Origin of the sequence: Sphingopyxis sp. 113P3, from assembly GCF_001278035.1 — a bacterium.
Classification (GTDB): Bacteria; Pseudomonadota; Alphaproteobacteria; order Sphingomonadales; family Sphingomonadaceae; genus Sphingopyxis.
In genome coordinates, this window is record NZ_CP009452.1 from 401,923 (window position 1) to 415,512 (window position 13,590).

The window sequence follows — 13,590 nt, forward strand, 5'->3', positions numbered from 1 at the left end:
CTATGCGCCTTATTCGACGAGAGGACTGGCGCCCCAGCGGCATTAACGATCTCGAACCGGCGGCGTGGAACGCCCTCCGCCACGCCGGCTCAGCGTGCGTGGTCGCAGGCCCTGGCGCCGGCAAGACCGAGTTTCTGGCTCAACGCGCCAACTATCTGCTTGAGACGGGCCTCTGCCGGGCGCCGCACCGCGTACTGGCGATTTCATTCAAAACAGATGCAGCCAACAATCTCGCGTCGCGCGTCCGCCAGCGGTGCCCGCCAGAGTTCGCCAATCGGTTCGTGTCGGTCACCTTCGACGCCTTCACCAAAAGCCTGGTTGATCGCTTCCTAAACGCCATTCCCACCGACTGGCGCCCGACCCGGCCCTACGAAATCGCCTTCCCAAAGCACAAGGCGATAGATGGCTTCCTGACGCTCACCCGGCTCAGTGCACCGCAGGAATGGCAGGCCGAGATCGCCGGCTACAGCGCGAGCGACTTCGAACCCAAGATCGTCGGCAGTTATCGCCTACCCATAGGACCCATCGTGCCCCAGAACGCCGCCGGGTTCGCCATTGCTCGCTGGTGGGCCACGCAACTGCAGGCGGGCCAGCCCTCTACACTTACATTCGTCGGCATCAACCGGCTCGCCGAACTGCTGCTCCGGACCAATCCCCACATCCGTCGTGCGCTTGCTGCCACCTATCCTTTTGTTTTCGTAGATGAGTTTCAGGACACAACCTACGCGCAATACGATTTCCTGCTCTCGACCTTCTTGGGCGGACAGACGATCATCACCGGCGTCGGTGACGACAAGCAGCGGATCATGGTCTTCGCTGGCGCGCGCCAGGACGCTTTTCAGCGGCTGCAGGCTGATTTCGGGGGAGCCCGCTTCCCTCTCCTCTTCAATTTCCGTTCCTCGCCCGACTTGGTCGCTATCCAGCACGTCGTCGCGCGCGCCCTCGATCCGAACACCGCCCCAACGGTCGCTCAGACCGCGCGCCAAGTCGATGGCGACGTAGCTCAGGTCTGGACCAGCCAAACCAAAGCGGCGGAAGCCACCCACTTGGCGCAATGGATCGCCAACGACATGGCCACCCGCGGCCGAGCGCCGCGCGACTATGCGCTCCTCGTGAAGCAGAAATCCGATGATTATGAGCACGAACTCAGTGAAGCCTTCGCCGCTCACGGTCTGCGGATCCGTAACGAGAGCCATGCTCTTGGAAAAACCTCGCTCCAGGATTTGCTTTCCGATGACATAAGCCAGCTCGCGATCGCGGTTTTCCGCCTCGGCGCGACACGTCGTGCGCCGACCGCATGGCAGTTGGTCTCGTCTTCGGTCCTGGCGCTGCGCGCCATCGGGCAAGACGATGATGCGCGCGCGGCCAAAGTCGAGGTGGAACTCAGCGCGTTTCTTACTGCCTTGCGCACCGACATGGCGGCCACCGCCCCGTCGCGGCAGAGCGGCGCCGATTTCGTCAGACGAGTTTTCGAATATCTGGATCTCGGGGCAATCGCCCGCACCTATCCCGAATATGGCGTTGGCGACCTGCTTCAGATCATCCTTGAAGCTTTTTGCATCCACTTCTTCGCTTCCGCCGATGGCGCCCAGAACTGGACGGCCTGCCTAGATGCGTTCGAGGGAGTCAATCAGATTCCGCTGATGACCGTCCATAAGAGTAAGGGGCTCGAATACGACACCATCATCTTCGTTGGCCTCGACGACCGGGCGTGGTGGGCCCACACTCCCGGCGACCCCGAAGGCGTCGCCGCATTTTTCGTCGCCCTCTCGCGGGCGAGACAACGTGCAATCTTCGCCTTCTGCCAACAACGCGGAGAGCGAAATAACGTAGCTGAACTCTATCATCTTCTGACTGAAGCGGGCGTGCCAGAGATCCCAATATAAATGCCGCAAAATCGGACCAAACCGGCCACCTTCGTCGCCGCCCGATACACGCCAAAACAGGAGTTACATGTGGCCGCGGATTGCATGCCGATATCGCCTCGCTGAACACCTGCTGGATTTCCCAGAACATGGAACCTGAATCTACCAAGAAGGCAAACCACGTATGACCGCATGGACTTTAGATGATCTTCGCCAGCTTGACCTGAAATATGCGGAGGAAGGCATCCACGTCCATCAGCGGCCATTCCGTGCCGCGATGGAGCTTCTTGGCTGCAATTTCGTCATGGGCGTTGGTGGCAACCCCGAAGTCACTCGGATCATGGACGCTTATGCCGCCATGGTGCCCGAGGTCAATGCGAGCTGGCCAGGAGCGGGCATCGGACTCGCCGCATCCGTCGATCAGGTCCGTAAGCTCACATTCCCAGTTGTGTTCGGCCAGGTGTCGCTCCAGCCTTGGCAAGTGGCAGGCTTTTCCAGTGCCGAGGAATGGTGGAAATGGTGTAGGCAAGATCGGGCAATCGCGGGCGAAGTTGCTCTCGCGGTCGCCGATCTCCACGATTTCACCAATGGCTTGAATGAAGTCGAACGCGGCACTTCGTCCGCGATCACGCTGTGGCACATGGCACGGTCAAATCTCGAAGATGTGGCGAATACGCTTCCGACGACGTTCAGTCATGACTCGGTCATCCAGCCGATCTGCATGGTTGCCGAACTCTCGATGAAGGCCGCCCTTGTCTGGGATGGTGTCGATCCGGATTCCTTCCGAAAGGGCAAGGACGGTCATAATCTGCTGTCGCTTTCCCGCCGTATGGCGGATGCGCGCCCGCATCGCGACGACCAGCGTGTCCAAGCAGTTGTTGGCGCCCTGCCGCCCTACGTCGAAAGCCGATACAAGCCAGCCGGATTGAAACGGCTGCAGGTCGTCAAACTTGCTTTGGGAGTGCAGTTCATCGCGGCATCCAGCCTGCGGCGCATCGCCAGTGCTGACCTCGCGCTCCAGATGGAAACCGACAGCGATTGGCCAGGTCCGCGCCCGGCTGTCGTCATTTAGAGACGCGCGACCAAAGGTGGCGATCAGGATGTCAGCATTTGCTTCGGGCCTAGGCTATCCCGCATGCTGATCCGGTTCATGCGCCCGGCCGCCGCTTCGCTCTGGCCGGGTCGATTGCTTGGGGGCTCTGCCCCCTAGCGCGGTGCAAGGGATCGCCGGCGCTCGACCGGGACGGTCTCCCCAGCCTTCCGTGCGGATGCGTGTTTCGCACCTTCGCCAAGAGCTTCGATCCGCTTGTGCAGGCCGGGTGATCCCCCTCCGTCCCGGTCGCCCTTGCACCTTGCACCCCCCGGTCTCGCCGACGGGCAGGGTTGCAGCGCAGCGCTGCGCTCCAACCCAGACCCAAGGAAGGAAAGACCATGACCACGACCGCAACCATCGCCCCGACCGTCGAACACGGTGCGACCGTCCTCATCCCGCTCAACAAGCTCAAGAAGCATCCGAGGAACGCCCGCAAGACCCCGCACAGCGAGGCGTCTATCGAAGCGAAGGCGGCGAGCATCGCCGCGAAGGGTATCCTGCAAAATCTCGTGGTGGAGCCGGAGGCGAATGCCGAGGGCGAGCCGACCGGCTTCTATCTCGTCAGCATCGGGGAAGGCCGCAGGCTCGCGCAGATGCTCCGCGTGAAGCGCAAGGAGATCAAGAAGAACGAGCCGATCCGCTGCGTCATCGACACGGCGAACGATGCAGCCGAGATCAGCCTTGACGAGAACGTGACGCGCGAAGACCTGCACCCCGCCGACCAGTTCGAGCGCTTCCGCGAGCTTTCAGAGGATCGGGGATGGGGCGCGGAGGAAATCGCCGCCCGGTTCGGCGTGACCGCGCATGTCGTGAAGCAGCGGATGCGTCTCGGCGCGGTCAGCCCCAAGCTGTTGCAGGTCTATCGCGACGGCGAACTGACCTTGGACCAGTTGATGGCCTTCGCCATCACCGACGATCACGCGCGGCAGGAACACGTCTATGAGAACCTGTCCTATAACCGCGACCCGTCCATCATTCGGCGCGACTTGACCAAGATGAACGTGCCCGCGACGGATCGCTGCGCGGTCTTTGTCGGCGCGCAAGCCTATGCCGAAGCGGGCGGCAATATCATCCGCGACCTGTTCACCGAGGATCGCGGCGGCTTCTTAGAAGACCCCGCGTTGCTGAACCGGCTTGCCGTCGAGAAGCTGGAGCGGATCGCTGCAGAGGTACAGCAGACCGAGGGGTGGAAGTGGACCGCCGCCTATCTCGATTTTCCCCACGCCCACGGATTGCGCCGCGTTTATCCGCATTCCGTGGAGCTTTCAGAGGAAGACGCCGCCACCTACGACGCCGCGCAGGACGAGCTTGAGCGCCTGTCAGCGGAATGGGAGGACGCCGGTATCGACCTCCCGCCCGAAGTAGATGCGCGGTTTGCGGAACTTCAAGCGGAGATCGAGCGGATCGACGCGAAGCGCTACGCCTATGATCCCACCGAAATCGCGCGTGGCGGTGCGTTCGTCGTCGTCGCCCATAACGGCGAAACCCGTATCGAACGCGGCTTCATCCGCACTGAGGATGAGACCTGGGAACCGGAACCTGCCGAGTGCGGCGAAACTGTCATTGATGGGGTGTGCGTCAACGCGGACGGCGAAATCCTCGATGGCGACAGAGAGGGCAATGAAGGCGAGGATGGTTCCGCCACCGAACCGGAGCCGGAAGAAGAAGCCGGGGATGCTGGCAAGCCGCTGTCGGACTCGCTCATTCGCGACCTGACTGCGCATCGCACCCTTGGGCTGCGGCTCGCCCTTGGCGAGCAGCCGGATATGGCGTTGATCGCCGTGGTCCATGCGCTCGCCGCGCAGACCTACTATCGGGGCAGCACGGCCCATTGCCTCGAAATCAGCCCGACGAGCAACTATCTCGCGGTCCACGCGGACGGCATCGAGGACACGGCGGCAGCGAAGATGCTGAACGACCGTCATGCCGGATGGGCGGCGGACATGCCTCGCGACGTGGCGGACCTCTGGGGCTTCGTCGCCGGTCTGGACCATGCGAGCTTGATGGCATTGCTGGCGCATTGCGCCTCGCTGACCGTCAATGCGGTGAAACTGCCTTGGGAGCAGAACAAGCTCCGCGTCCATGAAACGGCTGACAAGCTGGCGACGGCGGTGACGCTCGACATGACCGCGCACTGGACGCCGACCGTGCGGACCTATCTCGGGCGCGTCACCAAGGCCCATATCCTCGCCGCCGTGCGCGAATCCTGCGGCAACGAGACGGCGGAGCGAATCGCGGACAAGAAGAAGGTGGAGATGGCGGAAAAGGCCGAGCAGCTTCTGGCCGGAACCGGCTGGCTCCCGCCTGTGCTGCGCACCGGACGGCCCGCATGGCTCACCGATCAGCAGACCGATGCCTTCGCCACTGAAACCTCGCCGGAAACACAGAACAATGGCCATTTCGCCATCGCAGCGGAATGAAGAAAACAGGCCGGGGGCCCGTAAGCGGCCCCGGTCTCCCGCTGGAAAAAATCGCGGCCGCGCGGTTACCCGCGCGGCCGGATCACCTCGACTATCGCAACAACAAGTCCTGTTAAGCATCGGAGGGCAAGCGGCTCCAGAGAGGAGAAGAACCATGTTGCCGTCATGCTGATGAGCGCTGTGCTGATCGCCAGGCTTTGCGTCCTTGCCCATACGCTCACCGTCTATGCGCTCCCGTTCATGCTCGGCCTGACCGCAGCGCAATTTGCCTTCCAGACTGACTCCGGCCTTATCGGCGCGGGTCCTGTCGGCTTCGTTGCAGCCGTTGCGGCCTTCGGCATTCTCGCATTCCTGTTTGACACGCTGCGCCCGCCGATCCGGCGTTTGATCGTGGCGCTGGTCTTCGCGGCACCCGCCGCCGTTGCGGGATATGCGCTAGTCCACGGCGTCACCCAGGAATCGGTGCCGTCTGAAATCTGGCGGCAAATCTTCTGCATCATCGGTGGCGGTTTTGTCGGCGTGTCGGCCCTGTTGCGGCTGGCTGCGCCAGCAGGCACAGCCTCCACGTCATCATAGCAAAGCTCAATCATGAGACGTTGTTGAACGTTTCTCCGGCGCGCAAAACGGCTATCTAAGACCCTTTTCGAGCGTAATATTCTTCCATCGCGCGATCTTCATCATACTGTGAGCGCCGAATGTCCTCGATCTTCTGCTTCGTCTCAGAAATACATTCGGGGCATGCGGATTCCTCCAAGCCGAAATTTTCCACCAGGACCATTCGCCCCTCATCGTAGTCCCAATCAAATAGGTCAGAAATATCTACCAACTCTGACTCGAAATTTTCTGTTCCGCATGTCGGACACTCGACAATACGTTCTTTGTGATGACAAAAGCAGCACTGCTCCTCTGATACTAAAAAGGTATCTTCCTGACATGAGAGGCACATCCATACGGTGGCATCCCCGCGGCTCGCGATATAGGTTTTTGCACGCTCCATCAGTTCGGCGCGCGTCTTCACCAGCTTGATAATATTATTATGGGCTTCTTCATCAATGAACGCCACGGTCTCAAGGTTGAGGTGGCTCCGGTAAAAGAAAATCATGAAACTGAAAATCTCAGCGAACTTCAGTTCGATGTGATCATGGCTATGATTAAACTCGAAATGCGTTAGATCGCTGCGGAGATCGAACGCTTTTTCAATTTTTCCTCTCTCAACATCTGTGATTGGTATGTTCCCGATCTGCGGGTTACGGAGCCGGCTGAGGGCGCTGCGAAGCGATATTGTCTTGTCGGGCCTATCTACTGACTCGTAGATAAAAACCGGGTGGATACGGCGAAGACGTTCTTTGAAAGCCAACTCCATCGCCTGAACCACATGGAGAATTGCAAACTTCCAATGGTTTGTTTCGGTGGAATCCTGCTGCGCGTAGGCGACCGCCTCCCTGAAATAGGAAATGCTGTTGTTGAGTAAATCGAGGCGGTGGGTCTTGCTCATTTGTTCACAAGGTTGAGTTTCTTCTCGAATATAGCGTTCCTGGACTGTGTGTCATCACATTCCCGAATAATCCTCTTTCGTGATAGCCTGGTTTCGTCGCGTTGCCCTTCGGGCCGCGCTCTCGGCTACGCCGGAACCGCGCCTATGGCGCGTTTCCGCCATTCGGCTTCGATCACTAACGCGAAGGCGGCAACGGTCATTTCGCGAGCGCCCTCATAGGCGAGGCTTGTGAAAAGCTGGCCTCAATCGCCGTTGTGGCGACACCAGCGAGATGGAGCAGCTCCGCCCGATCGATCACAAGGCAGACACCAGAGAAGCGCCGGAAACCCGGATCGACGAGGCGGGCCGAGACATTTGCGCTGCGTCTCACAGGCAGGCTTCTCAGCGGCACCAGATAAAACAAACCAGCGATGGAGTGAAAGCGTAGCCGACTCCCGATCACGCCCATCGGGGGCAATTGCCGGGCCATGAAGATGAAGAACGGACGGGAGAGCATCAACCAGCGAAACCCACGCCGTTTCCGTTCTCGAGCGTGGAGGCGCAGGGACGGCCGCCACTGCCGTATCCCCCCGATTTCCTGAAGCGGGCGCTCCATTTGCGATCTCGATTGGCATGGGTCTGACCGGTGACCGGCTTCGCCTCGCTCGTCTCCCGCAACGTCCGTCGCCAACTTTTTTCCGCCGCCGTCGGCTTTGCATCGCGAACCAAAAAAGCCGTCGCCGGCCGTCTTCCACTTCGTTCCAGCCCATGCGGGTGCAGGTCCAATCGCCTCCGGTTTCACGCCCCCCCATCGAGGTCGCAATGGTGCGGCCCGAGAGGAAAAGGCATACGACAATGGCGACCATCGGCACCTTCACGAAGAACGAAAACGGCGCGGGCTTCACCGGCGCGGTCAAGACCCTGACCCTCAACGTCAAGGCCAAGTTCGTCCCCTCCGAGGGTGAAAGCGAGCGCGGCCCCGACTTCCGCATCCTCGCCGGCGCGACCGAGTTCGGCGCGGCTTGGAAGAAGACCGCCCGCGAGACGCAGCGCGACTACCTCTCCGTCAAGCTGGACGATCCGAGCTTCCCGGCCCCGATCTACGCCAGTCTGGTCGAAGCCGAGGACGGCAGCGGTCACAACCTCATCTGGTCCCGCCGGAACGGCGACTAGGCCAGCCTCCAGATTGCCCCGCTCAATCGAGCGGGGCTTTTTCTTGCTCATGGCCGCCGCCTTCAGAGAACAAGGAATCGGGATGCAGGGATTTTTGGTTTTTCGGGTTCGGTCCATCCCGATTGGATCTCCTTCCCGCCGTCCGCTTCGCTCTCGCCGGGCTGGTTGCTTGGGGGTCTCCCCCTGGCGCGGCGCAAGGGGCCGCTGGCGCTCGACCGGGACGGTTTCCCCGGCCTTCCTCTATTTCATTCCGTGCAGGCCGGGTGATCCCCCTCCGTCCCGGTCGCCCTTGCACCTTGCACCCCCCGGTCTCGCCGACGGGCAGGGTTGCAGCGCAGCGCTGCGCTCCAACCCAGACCCAAGGAAGGAAAGACCATGTACCACCAGCTCGCCACCCGGTTCGGCCGCAACGCCCATCAGATCAGCGGCCGCGAGCCGCTGGACAACGAAGCCCTGTTTCGTCACGTCCCGTCGATCTTCGCCCAGGAGGCGCACGACAGCCGTTCCGAGCGCTATGTCTATGTCCCCACCATCGATATCGTGGAGGGCCTTCGCCGCGAGGGATGGTTCCCGTTCTTCGCCGTCCAGTCGGTTCCGCGCGATGGGAGCCGCCACGGCCACGCCAAGCACATGCTGCGCCTGCGCCGCGATGGCGGGATCGGCAAGCCGGAAGCCGCCGAAGTCATCATCGTCAACAGCCATGACGGGACAAGCGCTTACCAAATGTTTGCCGGGATGCTCCGCTTCGTCTGCACAAACAGCATGATTGCGGGCGAGCGGTTCGAGGAAGTGCGCGTCCCCCACAAGGGCGGTATTCAGGATCGGATCATTGAAGGCGTTTTCACCGTCGCGGAAGACTTCCCACGCCTCATAGACGCCAGCGAGACGATGAAGGAAATTCGCGTTTCCGAGGACGAGCGCCGCGTGCTGGCCGAGGCCAGCCTTGTTGCCCGCTATGGCGACGACGAAAGCCCAGTGCGCCCCGAACAGATCATCATGCCTCGTCGCAGCGAGGATGCCGGGCAAAGTCTCTGGAGCACGTTCAACGTTATTCAGGAGCATTTGACCAAGGGCGGATTGCATGGCCAGAAGCGCAATGCCGAAGGCCGCATCCGTCGCAGCCAGACCCGCGCCGTCAACGGTATCGACCAGAATGTGACCCTCAATCGTGCGCTCTGGACGCTGGCGGAAGGAATGCAGAAACTGAAGGGCTATTGATCGCCCAAGTGACAGGGCCGCCAACATCGCGGCCCTGTCCTTCGCCAGCAGGCGCAGGCATCCAAAAATTCGCGCCGATCCGGCGAGCGGATCGGCGGAGAGCGGCCATGCCCAGATACATGGTCGCGCTCGCCGGGCTGCGCCCGGCTCGCAGAATCACGCAAGCACTGTTAAGACTAAATTTACCAATTCATTTATTGGGTTAGCCGATCCACTTATCGCGACAGCGCGACTACAGTTACGTTCAAAGATATTCAAAGCTCTCTATCCGGGCGCTGCTTAGCGCTGGCCCAAATAGAGAGGTAACGCCATGCTGAGCATCGACTGGCGTTCACCGGCGGCTTATAAGTTTGCCAAGAGCATTCCCGCTGCCGGTTTCGCCTGGGAATATCTCCGTCGCGATGACGAGTATCGTAGTGAGTATCAGGCCATAATCACTTCGACCGAGTCAGACCCGGAGCGCCTGGAAGCCTTCGTGCAGCGCTGGGGGTTGCGATTTTCCGACCGATCCTGAAACCCCATCGGATCGGCAGACCCTGTTCTGGAGCCCGAGCCTTCAGCCGCAGGCCATACGGCTCGCCCCGTTAGAGCACCGCAACGGAGAGACAGAGCCCATCGTCACACTCGCGCATCTCGACGGTCTCGACCTGCGCCAAGCGGAGGATGGCTGGCATGGTATCTGGCAAGTCGATGGCGTCACACACCAATTCTGGTTGCCGCACGCTGTTCCTGATGCTGCTGCCTTTTACGGCACCGTCTTGCCAGCGGACGCCTTCTACGATCTCCGCTCCCATGCGGCTCGACGATTGGTGCGAGCGCTCCAAGGGCATCGGCCGGGACGCGATTTTCGCACGTTGCCCGCGCAGCTCCGGCAATGGCACATCCTCTCCCTACGCGCACTCGACGCCCGCCTTCGCGGCGAAAGCTACCGCACCGTCGCCGAAGTCTTGCTCGGCTTTCGCGGCAGCAAGGAGGACTTTGAGATTGATCCGCGCAAGAACAAGGCTCGCCGTCTTGTCGCCCATGGCATCAAGATGATGCGCGGCGGCTATCGCCTGCTGCTGCACTATCCCATTAAAACAACGGGCCAAAAAGCCTAAGTGAGTCCGCCACCGCGCGCAGCGGTCGCGGCCGCTTGCTCAAGAATGCGCCGATAGCCCGACCCGGAAAGCCATTGCGCGCGCGCCAGATGACTTTCCCAGCACCGTCGGCTGCGCGCTTCCTCCGTGACCGGATCGCGATGCAGAACGATGCGTGCCACTTCTTGCCAATCCGCACCGTCGCGGCTGGCATCGAGTAGACGCAGATAGGTAACATAATGCTGCTCGTCATAGGCGGTAATTCGGTCACCGGTCGGCGCGAGATCATCCACCTTGGGATCGAGATCGATTGGTGCTGGCATTGGCATTCTCCCCATCCGGGAGGATTTGTCTGCGGTGCGCCCCCGCAAACGACCTCTCTGACCCTGGTGATCGGGGAGTTCGAAACCGTGACTAGACGGCCCCATAGCCTTTAGGCGGGCAGCCCTGGACATACGCCATGGGCTCCCCGACCATAAGGTCAAGGAGTTTGATGCCGTCTCGGCCGGCACCAACCGCTAGTCAGGGGTTTCGACGCCCCCGAGCAGTGCGTCTGCTCTGTTCCGAATCTTACCCGACCCGCACGGCGATGTCTTCGCCGAATCCGTGCGGCAGGCATTGAGCCGCTGAATTCCCTCAACTTCTTTGCTTCTTCACGACGACCTTCGAGGGGTGCCGCCAGCGCATAGGCGCAAATGCGGCACGCTACCTGTCGCCAGTCCCTCGCCATGGTTCGCCGTAGCTCGCTGCCGTCACCGGCAGCTCGCACCGACGACGAACCTGGAGGTGATCATGGCCATCCGCCCGAATGCGGATATGCCGCCGCGCCTGCTGCGCACTCAGGAAGCCGCGCGCTTCCTCGGCATTTCCATCCGCACCCTTGAGAAGCACCGCACCTACGGCACCGGACCGACCTATCGCAAGATCGGTGGCCGAGTCCTCTACACCGTCCACGACCTCGACGCCTGGTCCGAGATCGGCGCCCGCAAATCCACCCGTGACACCAATGTCGGCACGGTTTTCCCCGCGCGTCCGCTGACGCCGGAAGAGCAGGGCAAGTGCTGAATGCTGCGCGACGACGATCATAGCCCTGCGCAGCCGGCCGATACGAGCGAGCGCAACCACCTGGCCCCCTTCGTGGTCGCGACCGGTGACGCCAGTCCCCGCGATCAACGCGATCTCATGGAGCGGCCCTTCTTCTCTTTGGCGAAGACGCCGCGCACCAAGCCAATCCTCTACAAGGCCGCCGATGTCGAAGTGCAGGTGCTCGCCATGCCCGAACATGGCATGGCCACCATCTGGGACGCCGACGTGCTGATATGGGCGGCCTCGCAGATCGTGGCGGCCGAGAACGACGGCCTGCGCACTTCGCGCTTTTTCCGCTTCACGCCCTATCATCTGCTGCGCGCCATTGGGCGGCCGACCGGCAATCGCCAATATGTGCTGCTAAAAGCCGCCCTCGCGCGCCTGCAATCGACCGTCATCGCCACCACGATCCGCAACGGCCCACATTGGCGGCGCCGTCAATTCTCCTGGATCAACGAGTGGGAAGAGATGACGACGCGCTCCGGCCGCGTCGAGGGCATGGAATTCGTCCTGCCCGAATGGTTCTACAACGGCGTCGTCGACCGCTCGCTCGTCCTCACCATCGACCCTGCCTATTTCCGGCTGACCGGCGGCATCGAACGCTGGCTCTATCGCGTCGCCCGCAAGCACGCCGGCCATCAGAGCCACGGCTGGCTGTTCGAGGTAGGGCATCTCCATATGAAGTCCGGCAGTCTCGCGCGCGTCTCCGACTTCGCGCTCGACCTGCGCCGCATCGCCGCTCGTCAGCCGCTGCCCGGCTACCGCCTTCAGATCGAGCGGGAGCATGGCCGCGAGCTGCTGCGCATCCGTCCCGAAACCCTGTCCACAGTGCCTGTTGAAAAGGGTGTGAATACCATCGGCACATCAGGCGCACGCGGTATCGGTACATCAGGCGCAGCCCTATCAGCACATCAGGCGCAGGAACCGCAGCTAAGCTTTTGGCCTGAAACGCAGAATCCGACTGCTAACTTAGACTCTAACAGAGAATCTAACTTTTCTTCTTTGACGCACACGCACGCGAGGCGTGGTGCCGGCACTGCCCGGTCCATCGCCGAGGTGCTGCGCGACATGCTCGCCTCCGACGACCGCCATGGAGGCCGGTCATGAGCGGCAGACTTTCGCGCCGGACCCATGGCCGTCCACTGCCGGACGGGCCAGCGCCGTTCACCACCTTGGTCGAGCTGACCTTCGAGAAACGCCGCATCGAGCATTGGATCAGGTTCGGCCGAAAGAGCTACGAGCAGATCCTCGACCGTCGCCGCAGCGTCGTCGGCTTCGCGCCGGACAGCATCTTCGCCTTCGTCCGCTGGGCGGCCGGCCAGCATGGCACGATCATCTCGCGCATTGATATCGTGCGCGCCATCGACCGCGGCGAGCCGTTCCAGACGCTGCCCTTCGTTCGTCCCGGAGGCGAAATCCTGTTACGGCTCGACGGCTGGCCCAAGGTCCAGCGCGCCCTTGCAGCCATCGACGCCGTGGAAGCTCTCGGCCTCGATCCGGCGGACGCTTCGCCCGATCACTGGCGGCACGTCCATAACCGGCTCTCGGCCAATCTAGCGCCAAGCGCCTACACCCCCGAGCGCCATGCGGCGTGGATTGGTCGCCGGAGGATCGACCCATGAGCCGCCACCGCATCCTCGCGGTGGCGCTGCTCGCCGTGACCGGCATTGCCGCCACTAGCGCCACGGACATGCCATTGAGGCTCGTTTGGAACGCCACGGCGAGCGCACCGGTCGGCATCTACACCATCGAGCCGGCCGACCAGATCGAAGTACCGGAGCTGGTCGCGATCATGCCGCCTGAGCCGCTCGCCGGCTTCATGGTTGGTCGCGGCTATGTCGGTCGCGGCGTGCCGCTCCTCAAGCGCGTCATTGGCCTTCCGGGCCAGCGTGTTTGCCGCACCGGCCACACCATCACCGTCGACGGCGTGGAGATGGGCGACGCACTCGATCGTGACCGAATCGGCCGCGCTCTGCCGGTCTGGCAGGGCTGCCGCGTCATCGCAGACGGGCAGCTTTTCCTCATGAACATCGACGTCCCCGACAGCCTGGACGGCCGCTACTTCGGTCCCGTTCCGGCCAGCGCCGCCATCGGTCGGGCGCTGCCGCTCTGGACCGATGAGGACGGCGACGGCCGCTTCGTCTGGCGCGCGCCGACGCGCTGATTTTCCCACCACACCCCC

Annotated in this window: 15 protein-coding genes; 12 read left to right on the forward strand and 3 right to left on the reverse strand. The window is 62.1% G+C overall.

Annotation, left to right across the window (positions count from 1 at the left end; all coding sequences use genetic code 11):
• The first annotated feature begins 2 nt into the window (after nucleotides 1–2).
• From LH20_RS01740 to LH20_RS01755, 4 genes are all read left to right on the forward strand, one after another.
• Entirely contained in the window at nucleotides 3–1,886 is a 1,884-nt protein-coding gene (locus LH20_RS01740; RefSeq protein WP_053552741.1) for a UvrD-helicase domain-containing protein, read from the forward strand.
• Nucleotides 1,887–2,142: 256 nt separating this feature from the next.
• Nucleotides 2,143–2,937 carry a hypothetical protein gene (locus LH20_RS01745; protein WP_235527079.1) on the forward strand — a complete coding sequence of 265 codons (795 nt, stop codon included), beginning with the start codon at nucleotides 2,143–2,145 and terminating at the stop codon, nucleotides 2,935–2,937.
• 359 nt (nucleotides 2,938–3,296) lie between these two features.
• Entirely contained in the window at nucleotides 3,297–5,378 is a 2,082-nt protein-coding gene (locus tag LH20_RS01750; RefSeq protein ID WP_053552743.1) for a ParB/RepB/Spo0J family partition protein, read from the forward strand.
• Between the two features lie 171 nt (nucleotides 5,379–5,549).
• Nucleotides 5,550–5,954 (forward strand): hypothetical protein, encoded by a 405-nt coding sequence (locus tag LH20_RS01755; protein WP_235527080.1) that lies wholly within the window; start codon nucleotides 5,550–5,552, stop codon nucleotides 5,952–5,954.
• Nucleotides 5,955–6,009: 55 nt separating this feature from the next.
• Here the strand turns inward: LH20_RS01755 and LH20_RS01760 are convergent, their stop codons facing one another.
• Both LH20_RS01760 and LH20_RS01765 read right to left on the reverse strand, forming a co-directional pair.
• The gene (locus tag LH20_RS01760) at nucleotides 6,010–6,873 is read right to left on the reverse strand and encodes a hypothetical protein (protein WP_053552745.1); all 864 of its coding nucleotides are present in this window, start codon (nucleotides 6,871–6,873) and stop codon (nucleotides 6,010–6,012) included.
• 196 nt (nucleotides 6,874–7,069) lie between these two features.
• Nucleotides 7,070–7,369, reverse strand: a complete 300-nt coding sequence (locus LH20_RS01765) for a hypothetical protein (protein ID WP_158501084.1) — start codon at nucleotides 7,367–7,369, stop codon at nucleotides 7,070–7,072.
• 338 nt (nucleotides 7,370–7,707) lie between these two features.
• Here LH20_RS01765 and LH20_RS01770 point away from each other — a divergent pair, with 338 nt between their 5' ends.
• The 4 genes from LH20_RS01770 (at nucleotide 7,708) to LH20_RS23875 (ending at nucleotide 10,343) form a co-directional block, all read left to right on the forward strand.
• On the forward strand, nucleotides 7,708–8,025 hold the full coding sequence (locus LH20_RS01770) for a DUF736 domain-containing protein (RefSeq protein ID WP_053552747.1): 318 nt from the start codon (nucleotides 7,708–7,710) through the stop codon (nucleotides 8,023–8,025).
• 375 nt (nucleotides 8,026–8,400) lie between these two features.
• On the forward strand, nucleotides 8,401–9,243 hold the full coding sequence (locus tag LH20_RS01775) for a DUF932 domain-containing protein (RefSeq protein ID WP_053552748.1): 843 nt from the start codon (nucleotides 8,401–8,403) through the stop codon (nucleotides 9,241–9,243).
• A gap of 310 nt (nucleotides 9,244–9,553) precedes the next feature.
• Nucleotides 9,554–9,757 carry a transcriptional regulator domain-containing protein gene (locus tag LH20_RS01780; RefSeq protein ID WP_053552749.1) on the forward strand — a complete coding sequence of 68 codons (204 nt, stop codon included), beginning with the start codon at nucleotides 9,554–9,556 and terminating at the stop codon, nucleotides 9,755–9,757.
• A 244-nt stretch (nucleotides 9,758–10,001) separates the two neighbouring features.
• Nucleotides 10,002–10,343 carry a DUF2285 domain-containing protein gene (locus tag LH20_RS23875; RefSeq protein ID WP_268796113.1) on the forward strand — a complete coding sequence of 114 codons (342 nt, stop codon included), beginning with the start codon at nucleotides 10,002–10,004 and terminating at the stop codon, nucleotides 10,341–10,343.
• Here LH20_RS23875 and LH20_RS01790 read toward each other — a convergent pair.
• Entirely contained in the window at nucleotides 10,340–10,645 is a 306-nt protein-coding gene (locus LH20_RS01790; RefSeq protein WP_053552751.1) for a DNA -binding domain-containing protein, read from the reverse strand. The two genes, LH20_RS23875 and LH20_RS01790, sit on opposite strands and share 4 nt — an antisense overlap.
• Nucleotides 10,646–11,114: 469 nt before the next feature.
• Here LH20_RS01790 and LH20_RS01795 point away from each other — a divergent pair, with 469 nt between their 5' ends.
• From LH20_RS01795 to LH20_RS01810, 4 genes are read left to right on the forward strand one after another with little or no spacing between them, the layout of a single operon-like run.
• Nucleotides 11,115–11,387: a helix-turn-helix transcriptional regulator gene (locus LH20_RS01795; protein WP_200905414.1), complete on the forward strand. Its 273-nt coding sequence runs from the start codon at nucleotides 11,115–11,117 to the stop codon at nucleotides 11,385–11,387.
• Entirely contained in the window at nucleotides 11,388–12,515 is a 1,128-nt protein-coding gene (locus LH20_RS01800; protein ID WP_053552752.1) for a replication initiator protein A, read from the forward strand.
• Nucleotides 12,512–13,030: a DUF2840 domain-containing protein gene (locus LH20_RS01805; RefSeq protein ID WP_053552753.1), complete on the forward strand. Its 519-nt coding sequence runs from the start codon at nucleotides 12,512–12,514 to the stop codon at nucleotides 13,028–13,030. The genes LH20_RS01800 and LH20_RS01805 overlap by 4 nt, the downstream gene beginning before the upstream one ends.
• A complete protein-coding gene (locus LH20_RS01810) occupies nucleotides 13,027–13,572 on the forward strand; it encodes a S26 family signal peptidase (protein ID WP_053552754.1) in 546 nt (181 codons plus the stop codon). The genes LH20_RS01805 and LH20_RS01810 overlap by 4 nt, the downstream gene beginning before the upstream one ends.
• Nucleotides 13,573–13,590 lie beyond the last annotated feature (18 nt).

What these genes read in the sequence shown, in the direction of transcription:
- LH20_RS01805 (WP_053552753.1), top strand. Translation starts at nt 12,512, where the DNA reads ATGAGCGGCAGACTTTCGCGCCGGACCCATGGCCGTCCACTGCCGGAC.
- LH20_RS01750 (WP_053552743.1), top strand. Translation starts at nt 3,297, where the DNA reads ATGACCACGACCGCAACCATCGCCCCGACCGTCGAACACGGTGCGACC.
- LH20_RS01740 (WP_053552741.1), top strand. Translation starts at nt 3, where the DNA reads ATGCGCCTTATTCGACGAGAGGACTGGCGCCCCAGCGGCATTAACGAT.
- LH20_RS01775 (WP_053552748.1), top strand. Translation starts at nt 8,401, where the DNA reads ATGTACCACCAGCTCGCCACCCGGTTCGGCCGCAACGCCCATCAGATC.
- LH20_RS01795 (WP_200905414.1), top strand. Translation starts at nt 11,115, where the DNA reads ATGGCCATCCGCCCGAATGCGGATATGCCGCCGCGCCTGCTGCGCACT.
- LH20_RS01745 (WP_235527079.1), top strand. Translation starts at nt 2,143, where the DNA reads ATGGAGCTTCTTGGCTGCAATTTCGTCATGGGCGTTGGTGGCAACCCC.
- LH20_RS01810 (WP_053552754.1), top strand. Translation starts at nt 13,027, where the DNA reads ATGAGCCGCCACCGCATCCTCGCGGTGGCGCTGCTCGCCGTGACCGGC.
- LH20_RS01800 (WP_053552752.1), top strand. Translation starts at nt 11,388, where the DNA reads ATGCTGCGCGACGACGATCATAGCCCTGCGCAGCCGGCCGATACGAGC.
- LH20_RS01760 (WP_053552745.1), bottom strand. Translation starts at nt 6,873, where the DNA reads ATGAGCAAGACCCACCGCCTCGATTTACTCAACAACAGCATTTCCTAT.
- LH20_RS01780 (WP_053552749.1), top strand. Translation starts at nt 9,554, where the DNA reads ATGCTGAGCATCGACTGGCGTTCACCGGCGGCTTATAAGTTTGCCAAG.
- LH20_RS01755 (WP_235527080.1), top strand. Translation starts at nt 5,550, where the DNA reads ATGAGCGCTGTGCTGATCGCCAGGCTTTGCGTCCTTGCCCATACGCTC.
- LH20_RS01790 (WP_053552751.1), bottom strand. Translation starts at nt 10,645, where the DNA reads ATGCCAGCACCAATCGATCTCGATCCCAAGGTGGATGATCTCGCGCCG.
- LH20_RS01770 (WP_053552747.1), top strand. Translation starts at nt 7,708, where the DNA reads ATGGCGACCATCGGCACCTTCACGAAGAACGAAAACGGCGCGGGCTTC.
- LH20_RS01765 (WP_158501084.1), bottom strand. Translation starts at nt 7,369, where the DNA reads ATGCTCTCCCGTCCGTTCTTCATCTTCATGGCCCGGCAATTGCCCCCG.